12 protein-coding genes, 1 tRNA gene and 1 pseudogene are annotated in these 13573 nt (G+C 55.3%); 10 read left to right on the top strand and 4 right to left on the bottom strand.

All coding sequences use genetic code 11. The annotated features are described in order from the left end of the window. The 5 genes and pseudogenes from fdxH to selB form a co-directional block, all read left to right on the top strand. Positions 1-924 (top strand): formate dehydrogenase subunit beta, encoded by a 924-nt coding sequence (fdxH, locus tag AYI96_RS14355; RefSeq protein WP_039033520.1) that lies wholly within the window; start codon positions 1-3, stop codon positions 922-924. Continuing rightward, entirely contained in the window at positions 921-1562 is a 642-nt protein-coding gene (locus tag AYI96_RS14350) for a formate dehydrogenase subunit gamma (protein WP_039033519.1), read from the top strand. Before fdxH ends, AYI96_RS14350 begins: the two co-directional genes overlap by 4 nt. Next, positions 1563-2477, top strand: a complete 915-nt coding sequence (gene fdhE, locus AYI96_RS14345) for a formate dehydrogenase accessory protein FdhE (RefSeq protein WP_039033518.1) — start codon at positions 1563-1565, stop codon at positions 2475-2477. Between the two features lie 62 nt (positions 2478-2539). Beyond that, the gene (selA, locus tag AYI96_RS14340) at positions 2540-3961 is read left to right on the top strand and encodes an L-seryl-tRNA(Sec) selenium transferase (protein ID WP_039033576.1); all 1422 of its coding nucleotides are present in this window, start codon (positions 2540-2542) and stop codon (positions 3959-3961) included. Continuing rightward, positions 3958-5769, top strand: a pseudogene (gene selB / locus AYI96_RS20710) (selenocysteine-specific translation elongation factor); the annotation flags it as partial. The gene selA and the pseudogene selB, both read left to right, overlap by 4 nt. Before the next feature lie 93 nt (positions 5770-5862). Here selB and AYI96_RS20345 read toward each other — a convergent pair. Further along, positions 5863-5957 (bottom strand) — tRNA-Sec (locus AYI96_RS20345). Between the two features lie 141 nt (positions 5958-6098). Between AYI96_RS20345 and fdhD the strand changes: the two genes are divergently transcribed. From fdhD to AYI96_RS14310, 5 genes are all read left to right on the top strand, one after another. Further along, the gene (gene fdhD / locus AYI96_RS14330; protein ID WP_071477196.1) at positions 6099-6935 is read left to right on the top strand and encodes a formate dehydrogenase accessory sulfurtransferase FdhD; all 837 of its coding nucleotides are present in this window, start codon (positions 6099-6101) and stop codon (positions 6933-6935) included. Between the two features lie 305 nt (positions 6936-7240). Further along, positions 7241-8455 (top strand): selenium metabolism membrane protein YedE/FdhT, encoded by a 1215-nt coding sequence (gene yedE / locus AYI96_RS14325; protein ID WP_144361830.1) that lies wholly within the window; start codon positions 7241-7243, stop codon positions 8453-8455. Next, positions 8455-8688, top strand: a complete 234-nt coding sequence (gene yedF, locus AYI96_RS14320) for a sulfurtransferase-like selenium metabolism protein YedF (RefSeq protein ID WP_025010175.1) — start codon at positions 8455-8457, stop codon at positions 8686-8688. The genes yedE and yedF overlap by 1 nt, the downstream gene beginning before the upstream one ends. 243 nt (positions 8689-8931) lie before the next feature. Further along, the gene (locus AYI96_RS14315; RefSeq protein WP_039033514.1) at positions 8932-9912 is read left to right on the top strand and encodes an NAD(P)H-quinone oxidoreductase; all 981 of its coding nucleotides are present in this window, start codon (positions 8932-8934) and stop codon (positions 9910-9912) included. Positions 9913-10336: 424 nt separating this feature from the next. Beyond that, entirely contained in the window at positions 10337-10741 is a 405-nt protein-coding gene (locus AYI96_RS14310; protein ID WP_039033513.1) for a hypothetical protein, read from the top strand. Positions 10742-10836: 95 nt separating this feature from the next. On the opposite strand, the gene AYI96_RS14305 is transcribed toward AYI96_RS14310, so the two are convergent. From AYI96_RS14305 to galK, 3 genes are read right to left on the bottom strand one after another with little or no spacing between them, the layout of a single operon-like run. Continuing rightward, positions 10837-11235 carry a DUF2391 family protein gene (locus tag AYI96_RS14305; RefSeq protein WP_039033512.1) on the bottom strand — a complete coding sequence of 133 codons (399 nt, stop codon included), beginning with the start codon at positions 11233-11235 and terminating at the stop codon, positions 10837-10839. Continuing rightward, positions 11232-12263 carry an aldose epimerase family protein gene (locus AYI96_RS14300; protein WP_144361829.1) on the bottom strand — a complete coding sequence of 344 codons (1032 nt, stop codon included), beginning with the start codon at positions 12261-12263 and terminating at the stop codon, positions 11232-11234. Before AYI96_RS14300 ends, AYI96_RS14305 begins: the two co-directional genes overlap by 4 nt. Positions 12264-12295: 32 nt before the next feature. Beyond that, positions 12296-13447, bottom strand: coding sequence for a galactokinase (galK, locus tag AYI96_RS14295; protein ID WP_039033510.1), 1152 nt, complete (start codon positions 13445-13447; stop codon positions 12296-12298). Positions 13448-13573: the final 126 nt, after the last annotated feature.

Raw genomic sequence — 13573 nt, 5'->3', positions numbered from 1 at the left:
ATGGCAACACAAGATATTATTCGACGCTCAGGCACCTCAGCGGCAACGCCGGCATCGCAAACTCGGATTGGTGATATCAAGCAGGTAGCAAAACTGTTTGATGCGACCAAGTGTAACGGTTGTAAGGCCTGTCAGGTGGCGTGTTCCGAATGGAACGATCTGCGTGAAGAAGTGGGCAGTTTCGAGGGCAGTTATCAAAACCCGATGAAACTCTCCGGCCAGGTCTGGACCTTGATGGAGTACAACGAGGTGATGGACGAGCGCAACAAGTTGCGCTGGCAGTTCACTCACTCAGCTTGTATGCACTGCGCCGATCCTGCCTGTCTCAAGGCGTGTTCGACCGCAGGCGCCATTATCCAGCACGCCAACGGGGTAGTGGATTTCGATTCAGACAAGTGTGTTGGTTGCGGTTACTGCGCCAGTGCCTGTCCGTTCGATATCCCCAAAATCGACCCCAAGGATAACAAGGCCTACAAGTGCACCATGTGTTCCGACCGCTTGGCAGTCGGACTGGAGCCTTCTTGCGTCAAGACCTGTACCACAGGCGCACTGCGCTTCGGTACTCGTGAAGACATGTTGTTCTATGCCGACAAGCGGGTGGCCGAGCTCAAAGAGCGTGGCTTTGCCAAGGCTGGGTTGTACAACCCGGAAGGTGTGGGTGGCACAGCGATGATGATGATATTGCACGATGTCACTCAGCCCGAAAGCTACAACATGCCGGAAGATCCACAGATCCCACTGTCTGTCACTCTGTGGCAGGACTGGGTCAAGCCTCTGGGTACTGTGGGGATCCTGGCAACAGCTGCTGTGGCTTGTCTGCACAAGATCACCGTTGGTCGCAACATAGTCGAAGAGGATCAACCCGGTTATCAGCCGCCTGAGGAAGATCAGCAAGCGGCTCAGAAAGAGGAGGACGGCAAATGAGCAAGCATCACAAGCAAGAGATGATAGTGCGTCATAAGCTGTTTGACCGCATCTGCCACTGGTTCATTGTGGCGGCAGGTTTGGTCACCTTTCTGACCGGGTTTTCGTTCTTTTATCCTTCCTTCCAGTGGATGGGGGCTATTGCGGGCACGCCTCAATTGGCGCGCTTCGTTCACCCCATTGCCGGGTTGTTTATGTGTTTGCCGCTGATGTTGATGTTGGTGCGTTACTACCATCACAACAAGTGGGAGAAGAACGACCTGAAATGGATGCTGTCCATCAAGGATGTGATGTTTGAGAACGAGGACAAGATCCCGCCTATCGGCCATTACAACCCTGGGCAAAAGGTGCTGTTCCGTGCTTTCGTGGTGACCTCCATCGGACTGACGGTGACTGGTTTCATCATGTGGCAGCCCTATTTTGCACCTTATTTCTCAGCCACTACCATTGGCTGGGCGATTCTGGTGCACGCCATCTGTGCTCTCATCATGCTGATTTTCGTGATGGTGCACTTCTGGATGGCGACCTGGGTAGAAGGTTCGGTTGCGGGCATGCTTTACGGCAAGGTCTCCAAGGCCTGGTGCCGTAAGCACCACCCCAGAATGCTGGAAGAAGATTCGGAAGCGGAGAAACACTAAATGAGTCAAACAGCCGAGATACCCCTGGCCCCCGGCAGCGAGTCGCCGCTGGAGCTCAAACCACTGAAAGCCGCCGATCCTGTCAGCGTTTATCTGCGCAGAGCCAAGCGTCTGGAAGTGTTGGCCAAGGACTCGCCGCTGGCTGATTACCTGGAGCTGTGTCGCCGTTTGGTCGCCGTACAGGCCAAACTGGCGGCGGAGGAAGACTTCGGTCTTCCTCCCGCCTGGGACAAGTCCGAGGGGTTGCCCCTCGCAGACTTGGGTCCCAGTGCCGACAGCTATTGGCAGAGTTTGCTGCAGCAACTGCTCAGTGAACTCCTGCCTCAGGTGGATGAGTCGGTCGCCCGGGTGCTGCGTCTTTTGATGCAACAGGCCCCCGAGCAATTGAGTGCCTGGGGGCAGGCGCTGCGTCAGGGCAACCTGAGTGCAGTGCCCGCCAGGTTCAGTCTGTTTCTGTGGGCTGCCATGGGGCTTTATTGGTCTCACTGGGCGCCGGCAGTTATTCAGCGCATGGATCAGCGCCAGGTCAAACAGCAGAGCCTGTGTCCGGTTTGTGGCAGTCATCCGGTTGCCAGCGTGATAGTCGATGAACCCAGAGCCGGTTTGCGTTATCTGCATTGCAGCCTGTGTGAGAGCGAGTGGCACTTCATACGTGCCCATTGCACTTGCTGCGGGCATGACAAGGAGATGACCCTCTGGTCTTTGGACGACTATCAGGCCGAAGTTCGCATCGAAAGCTGCGAGGCCTGTCATGGTTATACCAAGATGATGTTCCTCGAAAAGTCGCCGCTGATGGATGTGGCCGCCGATGATTTGGCGACCCTGATGCTCGACAGTCAGCTCAACGAGAAAGGCTATGGTGCCACCACAGTCAATCCTTTGTTGCTGGCCCACGAGACGGAAGACAGCGAGTAACCAGCTAGTAAGAAAGCCGGGAGGGCTAAGGCCCTCCCTTTATTCAGTCAATGATGAAACAGATGATGACCCAAACTGCCGATACCCTCAAAGACCTCTATCGGGCTTTGCCTTCCATGGATAGCCTGCTGGCCGAGCCAGCGCTGGCTCCGCTGCTGAGCCGCTTTGGCAAGGCCGCCGTCAAACAGGCGTTGGATGGACAACTTCGGCTGGCAAGAGCCGGGATAGGCCGTGAGCAACGCCTGCCCGACTGGTGTCACTCACACCAAGCCTTGTATGGCATTTTGGTTGATCAGCTGTCCAGCGATTATCGCCATAGTTTACGGCCGGTATGGAACCTCACCGGCACCCTGCTGCACACCAACCTGGGACGGGCGCAGCAGTCCGAGGCGGCCATAGAGGCCGTCACTTCTGTGATGCGTTACCCGACCCCACTGGAATTTGAGCTGCAGGCCGGCAAGCGCGGCCATAGAGACAATGCCGTCAGCTCACTCATTCACCGCCTCACCGGCGCCGATGCCTGCTGTGTGGTTAACAACAATGCCGCCGCTGTGCTGTTGATGCTGTCGGCGGTGGCCACAGGTAAAGAGGTGATAGTTTCCCGCGGCGAGCTGGTGGAGATAGGCGGCGCCTTCCGGATCCCCGACATCATGCGTCAGGCCGGGGTTACTCTGGTAGAAGTGGGCAGCACCAACCGAACCCATCTCAGGGATTACGAACAGGCGATAACCGAAAACACCGCCGCCATTATGAAGGTGCACACCAGTAACTACCATATTCAGGGCTTTACCGCCTCGGTGGAAGAGTCGCGGCTGGCGACCCTGTGCCGCGAGCATGATATTTCGCTGATCTCGGATCTCGGCAGTGGCTCGCTCACCGACTTGCGCCGCTTCGGGCTCAAGCAGGAACCTACTCCGCAGGCGATGCTGGCCGATGGGGTCGATTTGGTGAGCTTCTCCGGCGACAAGCTGCTCGGTGGCCCTCAGTCCGGGCTGATTGTCGGTAAACAGTCGCTTATCAATAAATTGCAAAGCCATCCGCTCAAGCGGGCGCTGCGCTGCGACAAACTGATTCTGGCGGCGCTGGAAGCCACACTGATCCACTATCTCAACCCGGAAACCCTGGATACTGAACTACCTATGATGGCCAAGTTCGGCCGCAGTCAGCAACAACTCAAGCTGCTTGGCAGTCGTTTACACCAGGCGTTGCAGCCCCTGTTTGCCCCCGGCTATCAGCTGGAGCTGGTGGAGTGCCGCACCCAGGTGGGCAGTGGCTCACAGCCGGATACCTTCCTGCCTTCGGTGGCGCTGGCGTTCAGCGCCAATCCGGGGGCTAGCCTGATTGAGCTTGAGCAACATTTCAAGCAGGCCGAGCGGCCGGTGATCGGCCGGATCAGTAATGAGCAACTGCTGCTGGATCTGCGCGGGGTAGACGATGAAGCCGAGCTGCTGGCCGAGCTGAGCACCCTGGGAGTATCGCTGTGATCCTGGTAACTGCCGGCCATGTAGACCATGGCAAGACCAGCCTGATTCGGGCCCTGACAGGGCAAAATACCGACAGATTGCCGGAAGAGAAACGCCGCGGCATGACCATAGATCTGGGTTATGCCTTTATGCCGTTTGCCGACGAACAACGGCTGGCCTTTATCGATGTGCCGGGTCATGAAAAGTTTATCAATAACATGCTGGTGGGCGTCAGTCATGCCAGGCACGCGCTCTTGGTGCTGGCCTGTGATGACGGCGTGATGCCGCAGACCCGTGAACACCTGCAAATTTTAGCCATGTTGCCGCTTGAAAGCCTGACACTGGTGCTTACCAAGAGTGACCTGGTGGAGCGGGCCCGCATCGATGAAGTGGTTGCAGAGAGTGAGGCGCTGCTTTGCGAGTTTGCCCTCAAGGCCTCCGGCGTCTTTAGCGTTTCGGCCAGTAATGGCCAGGGGATCGACTCGCTCAGAGAGCATATTCTGGCGCTGGCATCGAGCGAGCTGCAGCTTGAAAAGGCTTGTATTGCAGCAGACGCGCAGCAGGCCTTTCGCATGACCCTGGATCGGGCATTCAGCGTTAAGGGCGCCGGTTGGGTGGTCACGGGCACAGTGATCAGTGGCAGTGCCAAGGTCGGTGATAACCTCTACAGCTCGGGTCAGAAAGACAAGCTGAGGATCCGCGGCATTCACTGCCAGGGACAGGAGTCGCAGACGGCGTTGCCGGGCACCCGCGTTGCCCTCAATCTCAGTGGTGTCGATAACCACAGAGCGCCGCAGCGCGGCGATTGGCTCAGCAGCTTGCCACAGCCGGATGCCTGTGGTCGCCCTGTGGTGCAGATCCGTGCCTTTGAACCTGTGACTCACTGGCAGAGCGTACATTGCCACCACGGCGCCGAGCATACCCTGGGACGCATATCCCAGTTGACCGAGGCTGATGAGCGCGGCTACTGCCTGGCTGAGCTGGTGTTGGATAAGCCGTTGTTATTATGTCAGGACGACCCCATAGTACTGCGTCACGCCAGTGGCAAGCACACCCTGGGTGCCGCCAGAGTGCTGGCGCTGACTGTACCCAATCGCAAGAAACGCACCGAAGAGCGGCTCGCTCTTATTGGCTGTCTCGCCGATGCCGAAACTCCGGCCGCTGCATTGGCTTACCTGGGTAGACAGCAGGCCTTGGCCGTGGCTGATTTGGCTTGGCGTTGGCAACTGACTGAAGCCGGTTTGACCCGACTCATTCAGGAAGCCGGACTCAGCCGCCACGGCGGCTTCCTGTTGGCACCTGAACTGCTTGAGGCCGAGCAGCAGCACTATTTGTCCTTATTGGAGCAATACCATCAGCAGCACCCGGATCAATTGGGGTTGGGGCGTAATCGCCTGCTGCGTATGAGTCACAGTAAGTTCCCCTTGCCACTTGCCAGTTTGATCCTGGAGCGCCTCTGTCGCGATCGCCGCATGGTACTGCGCGGCGCCTTACTGCAGTTGCCACAACACAGAATGACTTTGGATCCCCAAGCTGAAGCTTGTTGGCAGCGTTTATCTCCCTGGCTCGAGCAGCAAGATACCCCTGTGTGGGTGACTGAGATGGCCGAATATCTTGAGCTGGATCCGGGCGAACTGCGGCCGCTGTGCTTCCAGTTGGTGCAACAGGGATTTATCACCGCAGTGGTGAAAGACAGATACCTGCTCAGCAGTAAGTTGTGCCACTACGCGGATCTTATTCGTGGTCATTTAGCGCTAAAGGGGCAACTGGAAACCGCCGAGTTCAAGGCGATGATAGGTCTTGGCCGCAAGGTGAGTATCCAACTGTTGGAGTTTTTCGATCGCAGCGGTTTTACCCGCAGGAAATATCGCAGTAACAGTCGGGAGATCCGGGACGCTGAACTTTTCTGGTCCCATGAAGATTGGCGGAAGAACATAGGAGTCGAACCTACCCGGGACTGCTGGCAGCCCCACCCGGATTTGAAGTCCGGACGCCTCACCGGAGACGACGTTCTTCCATCGAAAGACACAAGGATAATAGAAAATGAATTCAGTTGAAGCAACCCTGTTTTTATTTACTTTATAAGTTTGTGATATAGCTCTTGTTTTATTTTAAAGTCTGTAAATTTTTATTATTTAGATAGGTTCAGAGGGTACTTATGGATTATTATTCGCATGACGTTGTCACCGAGAAACAAGTCACCCTTATGGAACAAGGGCAGGCTTCTGAATTAACTGACTACTTAGCGAACGAAGTGAGAATCGCCCTGGTCTATAACGGCATTGCCCACACGGTAATGTTAGCCAGTCCGCAGGATCTCGAAGCCTTTGCTATCGGCTTTACCCTGTCGGAGCGCATAGTCAGAAATATAAATGAAATCAAGGGTATTGAACTTGAGCATACCGAAGAAGGTGTGCTGGTTCAGATTGAGATAACCCAAAGATGTTTTATGGAATTAAAGCAACAAAGACGCAATATGGCCGGTAGAACCGGTTGTGGACTTTGCGGTGTTGCCCAACTTGAAGAAGCGGTTAAACCTGTTATTCGAGTTGATGATGGTGCCGAGTTTAATATCAATAATTTAAAGGTTGCTTTGGGTTTTGTTAAGGATAATCAACAGCACTTTAAATTAACTGGTGCCACCCATGCTGCCATGGGTTTAAATAAAGATGGGCATATTATTGATGCCTATGAAGATATTGGAAGACATATAGCACTGGATAAGTTAATCGGTGCCTTTTCACAGAAAAATGCCGAGCGGCCAATCGCGGTTTTATTGACCAGCAGAGCCAGTTTCGAGATGGTGCAAAAGGCTGCCAGTGCCAATATTCAGATTCTTTTTGCCATGTCCGCCGTGACCTCACTGGCGTTGGAGTTGGCCGAGAAGAGCAACATCACGCTGGTGGGCTTTTGCCGCAACGGTCGTGCGACGCTCTACACCCATGGTCACAGACTGACGGGGTTGAGCCGCGATCGCCTGGCCAAGGCCATTTAAGTAAGTAGAGACAAAGTCCTCACGGGACTTGTTCGCCCTTTCTTTAGCACAGCGTCTACTGTCTGCTCGTCATCGTTGTTAAACACTCTTGTGACCGGTCGGAACTCAGTTTCGGCCGGTCTTTAGTGCTTTGACTATGACAGACAGCCGGTCGTTTGCTGCACTCCAGCGGTTTTATCGCCGTAAAGGCATGAAATAAGGTGCGACAGGTCAGTTGCTGTGGGCTGTTTGTTCGCACCTTACAAAATGGTTGACGGACACGCCCGTGTCCGTTTTGGCAAGGTCTCGTTCATTAGGGTAATGACATGACATGGCAACAATTTAAACAACAATATCTGGTCCGTTTCTGGGCCCCCATGCCGGCGGTTATCGCCGCCGGTATTCTTTCCACTTACTATTTTGGTCTTACCGGTACCTTCTGGGCCGTGACCGGCGAATTCACCCGCTGGGGTGGGCACTTGTTGCAAATGCTTGGTGCTGAGCCGGAAACCTGGGGTTATTTCAAGGTGATAGGTTTGGCCGGCACGCCGCTGGATCGTATCGACGGCATGATGATTATCGGCATGTTCGGTGGTTGTATCGCCGCGGCGCTATGGGCCAATAACGTCAAGCTCAGAATGCCACAGAGTCGGGTGCTTATCATGCAGGCCCTGGTTGGCGGCATCATAGCCGGCTTCGGTGCCCGCTTGGCCATGGGTTGTAACCTGGCGGCCTTCTTTACCGGGATCCCACAGTTCTCGTTGCATGCCTGGTTCTTTGCGTTGGCCACTGCTGCCGGTTCCTACTTTGGCGCCAGGTTTACCTTGTTGCCCATGTTCCGCATTCCGGTGGCGCTGAAGAAGGTCACCAAGGCCAGTTCGGTCAAGCAGGATGAAAACCAGGCCAGACGGCGCTTTCGGATCGGTATGCTGGTGTTTATCGGCATAGTCGGTTGGGGACTCCTGACCCTGTTCAATGCGCCCAAGCTAGGTATCGCCATGCTTTGCGGTGTCGGTTTCGGTCTACTGATTGAAAGGGCACAGATCTGCTTTACCTCGGCATTTCGCGACATGTGGATCACCGGCCGTACCCATATGGCTAAGGCGATCATTATAGGTATGGCGGTCAGTGCCATAGGGATTTACAGCTATGTGCAACTTGGGGTTTCACCCAAGATCATGTGGGCCGGTCCCAACGCGGTTATCGGCGGCTTGCTGTTTGGTTTCGGCATAGTGCTGGCCGGCGGCTGCGAAACCGGTTGGATGTACCGCGCCGTGGAAGGGCAGGTACACTTCTGGTGGGTTGGTCTGGGCAACGTTATCGGCTCCACCATTCTGGCCTACTACTGGGACGACTTGGCCGAACCACTGGCCACCAGTTGGGACAAGGTCAACCTGCTTTCCAGCTTAGGGGACAAGGGCGGCTTGTTGGCCACCTATCTGATGCTGGGCCTGGCATTTGTCGCCATGCTCGCCTGGGAAAAACAATTCTTCGCCCGTAAAGCCAAACGGGATGCTCAACTGACTGCGGAGGCCGCGTAATGAGCCAATATACTCCTGATTATCAATTAGATATGGTTGGTGAACCCTGTCCATATCCCGCTGTTGCCACCCTGGAGGCTATGCCCCAGCTCAAGCCCGGTGAAATTCTGGAAGTGATCAGCGACTGCCCACAGTCGATCAACAATATTCCGCTGGATGCCAAAAACCACGGCTACAAGGTGTTGGAGATAGAACAGAACGGCCCGACGATCCGCTATCTGATTCAGCGCTGAATTAGTATCAATTTCCGCTGTTTCAATTGTTATAAAACGCTGCTTTTGCAGCGTTTTTTTATGCGGGTTTAATGGTGGGCTATTGCGGGAGCCAGGCATCTGGATATGAGCGGCATTCGACTTTCAAGCCAGCTGAAAGTCGTGCGCCGATGGCCGCCATGACTCGATGCCAGATTTGCACTGAACCGAGTTAAAGGCAAATATAAGCTGTGGTTCGGCTCTTCCCTACATCAAGGAGCAGTAATGAAACAGGTTATTTTTGATACTCCCGGACAACCGGAAGTGCTCTATTTGGCTGATGCCGAGATCCCTACTCCCGGCCCGGGGCAGGTGTTGATCAAGGTGGCGGCGGCCGGAGTCAATGGCCCGGATTTGGCACAGCGCAAGGGCAACTATCCGCCTCCGGCAGACGCTTCCCCCGTGTTGGGGTTGGAAGTGGCCGGCGAGATAGTGGCATTGGGGCAGGGCGTAGACCAATGGCAAAATGGGCAAGCGGTCTGTGCCCTGGTGCCTGGCGGTGGTTACAGTGAGTATGTGCTTACCTGGGCGGGGCATTGCTTGCCTGTGCCCAAGGGCTGGAGCCTGGAAGAGGCTGCAGCGATTCCCGAGACTTTCTTTACCGTGTGGGGCAATCTGTTTATGCGAGCCGGGTTGCAGCCAGGTGAGACAGTGCTAATCCACGGCGGCTCGGGCGGTATCGGCAGTAGCGCCATTGCCCTGGCCAAGGCTTTTGGTGCCAGGGTACTGGTGACTTCCGGTAGCCCGGAGAAATGTGCCTGGTGTCGGCAACTGGGGGCTGAGCTTGCGATTGATTACCGCCGACAGGACTTTGTCGAACCTGTAATGGACTGGACCGAGGGCAAGGGGGTCGAAGTGGTGCTGGATATGGCTGGCGGCGACTTTGCCAACAAGAATCTCAAGGTACTCGCCTCTGATGGCCGCATGGTGTCTATTGCCATGCAAAGGGGGGCCAGGGCTGAAGTGGATATCTTTCGCCTGATGGCCAAGCGCATTGTTTGGACCGGCTCGACTCTGAGGCCTCAAAGCGTCGCGGCCAAGGCGGCGATTGCTGCCGAGCTCAAGGCCAAGGTCTGGCCGTTATTGAATGAAGGCGCCCTTAAGCCACATATCTTTGCCAGCTTCCCGCTGCAAGACTGCATTGCGGCACACCACTTGCTGGAATCCGGCAATCACTCGGGCAAGGTGGTACTGACACTGAAGTAAGTAGCTACTGACGCGCCACTCCCTTTGGCTGCTGAATATTCCTTCGGCAGCTTTTTCTTCGTCGTCGCTGGTTGGCTGTAACATGCAGCCTTAAGGCGTTTGCGTGCAAAATTCAACTTGCCCTGATGAAAATTTAGGCTAAAGTCCTTTGTGAGAGCACTCTAGGGTGCTGTCATGAAAAATTAATCGTTATTTAGTTGGAAAAATCACGGTTTGCAGCATTGATTCTCGGAAAGATTCTGTAAGAATACGCACTTGAAAACGCCACCTTCCAAAGGTGGAAACCTATTGTGGCAAAGTGAGCAGTAGTGCGCTTCTTTGGCCGAAAAACTTTAGGGAAGGCGCGAGCAAGTCCAGGCACAAAGTGCAGCGACTTATTGGCAACTTCTCTGGTGTATGTGTTGATTTAAGGGTATTGGCATATATGTATAACACTGCAAAGAAACAAGTTTGGTATGGCGAGCTCAGAACCGCACGTGGCAATGCTATCGTCGTCCATGACAATCAGTTACCCGAGGCATCTCCTGGACGTATCTACCTGTTCAACTCTCAGCGCAATGCGATTATTGAATATGTGGAAGATATAGTTAAACCCAACTTGCATGATCTGGGTGAGGATGAAGCCAAGGCTGCCGAGCGTGAGTTCGGTAGTGCATTCAAAGCGGTCCGCAGCGAGTTTATGCAAAAGCAGCAGGCCAGAGTCAATCTGAACAACGTCAAAGACAGCGCTCCCGCGCGTAAGCCCAAGCCGGAACCTGAGGTCGAGGTTGAAACCGACAACATGGGTGATGATTTCGATGACGATTGGGATGACAGCTTCGACGACTGATATCCCTATACCCGGCCGTCCGTCTTCAGTTTACTGAAGCGGTGGCCCGGGTATACCGGACAGTCGAATACTGACATTATCTATTGGATAGCCGATTATTCTTTATCGAAGCTATCGACTATGATGGCGCCCATAGAGGCCGGCATGGCGATCAACAGGGTGCGTTTCAGCGCCAGTAAGGGATCGCTCAGTAATGGCCATTTATCCAGGGCCAGCAAGACGACACTCACCACCAGCAGGGTCAGGGCATAAGCCAGCAGGATCCGCAGCCAAAACACCCACACCCTGGCCTTGATGTTGGCCTGAAACACACTCTGATAGGCAAACAGGGCGATAAAGCTCAGGCTCAATACCACCACCAGTACCAGATTTACTACCGGTAGATTGGCCGCCAGCATCCAGGCTTCCTCGGAAAAGGAGATGGGCACGGACAAGGCAAAGGCGCCTATGCTGATCTGGCCGAGATCCTCGGCGTTGAAATAGAGTTTGGTCATGCCTGGGTATCGAACTCGTAGCGGCTCAAATGATGATAAATTTGTCCGGGGGCTATCCAGGGATCGCCGTGCAGTTGTGGCTGATTGGCAGCGTCCGGCAGCATTTGTGGCTCGAGACAGACGCCCTGCCAGGCCTTCAACGCTTGGCCCTTACGACCCTTGGTCCCTTCTAGCCCGGCGCCTGTGTATAGCTGCACTCCGGGCTGGTTGGTGTACAGCGTTAGGCCGCGGCCGGATAGCGGTGCGCTCAGACGACCCACACGCCAGAGCTCATCTTTCTGTTGCCGGCTGATAAAGCAGTGATCCAGCCCTTGGCCGGCGGCCAGTTCCGGCTGTCCCAGCAGTGCTTTGAGAGTCTTGCCCTGGCTGAGATCCAACATGCTGCCTTGGGTATCGACTATGCCGCTGGGAATGCCTTCGGAATCGGTTGCCAGGACTCTGCGGCTATCGAGTTGCAAATGGTGCTCAGCGATATCCGCCCGGCCATCGAGATTGAAATAGCTGTGCTGAGTCAGGCTCACCGGGCAGTCCTGGCTGCTTGAGGCCATAAACTCCACAAACAGGTTGTTGCCCGCCAGACGATAGTCCAATTGCACCCGGCATTCACCGGGAAAACCCATGTCACCGTCCGGGCTTATCAGGCTGAGGCGTACCCCATCCGGCAGCGTGCCCAGTTGCCACTGGCGCCGATGAAAGCCTTCGTGGCCGCCGTGCAGGCAGTGGCCGTTGAAGTTTTTGTCCAGAGAAAAAGTCTTGCCCAGGCCGTGAATTTGCCCTTGCTTGATACGATTGGCGTAACGCCCGACAGCCGCGCCCAAACAGGCGTCCTGATCCAGATAATCGGCTGCAGAGTCACAGCCAAGCACGATATTGGCGCGCTCACCATGGCGATCCGGCGCCCACAGTGAGCGAATAATGCCACCGAGACTGAGCACTTCCAGCGCCAGAATGCCATTGTCGATTCTGACCCTTTCTATTTGGCCGCCGCGGGGATCTTCCCAACTGTCGAGTGCGCTGAAACGTATCATCTGCTAGTTCCTTTTGGCTTTAGGGCTACAACTCAGTCCAGGCGGCAGGCTCCGTCGCTGGGGCTGCACAGGTAAACACTGACCTCCAGCTCGGTTTTGGCCGGGTATTGCTGCTCGACGGCGGCAATCACCTTGTCGGTCAACTCATGTTCCACCAGGGCGATGACGCAGCCGCCAAAGCCCTTGCCTGTCATCCGTACTCCGCCGCGTTCGCCGACGACGTCGGTTATCAATTCCACCAGGGTATCTATCGCTGGATGGCTGATTTCAAAGTCATCGCGCATCGAGCGGTGTGATTCGGCCATCAGTTTACTGAGCCTGGCGATATCGCCCTGCTCCAGGGCGCGGCAGGCGCTCTGGGTGCGTTGATTTTCACTGATCACATGGCGGGCACGGCGAAAGGCAACCGGATCCAGTTCATCCTCGGCGCTTTGCAGCGCCCTGAGCGACAAGTGGCGCAGGGTATCCAAACCGAAATGTCCTGCCACCTGCTCGCAATGCAAGCGGCGCTCACCAAACTTTTTGTTGTGAGCGATGGAGGGTAGGCCGGAATTGATGATCAGCAGACTGAGATCGTCGGGGAAGGGCACGCTTTCGCAGTCCAGATCCAGGCAGTCTATAAGCAGCGCTGACCCGGCTTCGGCCATGGCACAGGTGATCTGGTCCATGATGCCGCAGCTATGGCCGACATAGTGGTTTTCACCCCGCTGCGCCAATTGCGCTATGGCCAGCGGTGACAGATGCAGTTGACTGGTGTCATTGATGGCGGTGCCAAAGGCGATTTCCAGCGAGGCCGACGAGGCTAATCCGGCGTTGGCCGGTACATTGCCGATCACCGCCAGATCCAGGCCGCGGGCAGGTAGGCCGCTCTGGGCCATGGCGGAGGTAAAGCCCTTGAGGTAGCTGACCCAGCCCTCATCCTCGTTCATGCTGCCTTCATTGCCATAGTGCCATTCAAAAATGCCGGGAAAGGCACCTGATACGGCGCGGAACTTGTCGTCGTCACGGCGCTTGACCGCGATGACTGTGTGAAAGTTGATTGCCGCCGGTAGCACCAGACCTTCGTTATAGTCTGTGTGTTCCCCGATAAGGTTGACCCGACCGGGGGCCTGATATAAAGCATCGGGCTTGGTGCCGAAGGTTTTGACAAAGAGTTTGGTAACGCTGGGGGCAGGATTCGACATGCTCTTATGGATTCCGCAAAAAAACGCTCGAACAGCAACATAAATGACTGCTTTTCTGTTGTTATATCATTTCTGTCTCTGAGGTGTAAGTGAGATTTTTATCCAGGTTGCATTCCAGGATAGATT

It is taken from the genome of Shewanella sp. MSW, assembly GCF_007636515.1.
GTDB lineage: Bacteria > Pseudomonadota > Gammaproteobacteria > Enterobacterales > Shewanellaceae > Shewanella > Shewanella indica.
This window is presented reverse-complemented; position numbering and strand designations above follow the sequence as displayed.

Excerpts from the sequence above, each read along its gene's own strand:
- fdxH (WP_039033520.1), top strand. The coding sequence starts at position 1 with ATGGCAACACAAGATATTATTCGACGCTCAGGCACCTCAGCGGCAACG.
- AYI96_RS14350 (WP_039033519.1), top strand. The coding sequence starts at position 921 with ATGAGCAAGCATCACAAGCAAGAGATGATAGTGCGTCATAAGCTGTTT.
- fdhE (WP_039033518.1), top strand. The coding sequence starts at position 1,563 with ATGAGTCAAACAGCCGAGATACCCCTGGCCCCCGGCAGCGAGTCGCCG.
- selA (WP_039033576.1), top strand. The coding sequence starts at position 2,540 with ATGATGACCCAAACTGCCGATACCCTCAAAGACCTCTATCGGGCTTTG.
- fdhD (WP_071477196.1), top strand. The coding sequence starts at position 6,099 with ATGGATTATTATTCGCATGACGTTGTCACCGAGAAACAAGTCACCCTT.
- yedE (WP_144361830.1), top strand. The coding sequence starts at position 7,241 with ATGACATGGCAACAATTTAAACAACAATATCTGGTCCGTTTCTGGGCC.
- yedF (WP_025010175.1), top strand. The coding sequence starts at position 8,455 with ATGAGCCAATATACTCCTGATTATCAATTAGATATGGTTGGTGAACCC.
- AYI96_RS14315 (WP_039033514.1), top strand. The coding sequence starts at position 8,932 with ATGAAACAGGTTATTTTTGATACTCCCGGACAACCGGAAGTGCTCTAT.
- AYI96_RS14310 (WP_039033513.1), top strand. The coding sequence starts at position 10,337 with ATGTATAACACTGCAAAGAAACAAGTTTGGTATGGCGAGCTCAGAACC.
- AYI96_RS14305 (WP_039033512.1), bottom strand. The coding sequence starts at position 11,235 with ATGACCAAACTCTATTTCAACGCCGAGGATCTCGGCCAGATCAGCATA.
- AYI96_RS14300 (WP_144361829.1), bottom strand. The coding sequence starts at position 12,263 with ATGATACGTTTCAGCGCACTCGACAGTTGGGAAGATCCCCGCGGCGGC.
- galK (WP_039033510.1), bottom strand. The coding sequence starts at position 13,447 with ATGTCGAATCCTGCCCCCAGCGTTACCAAACTCTTTGTCAAAACCTTC.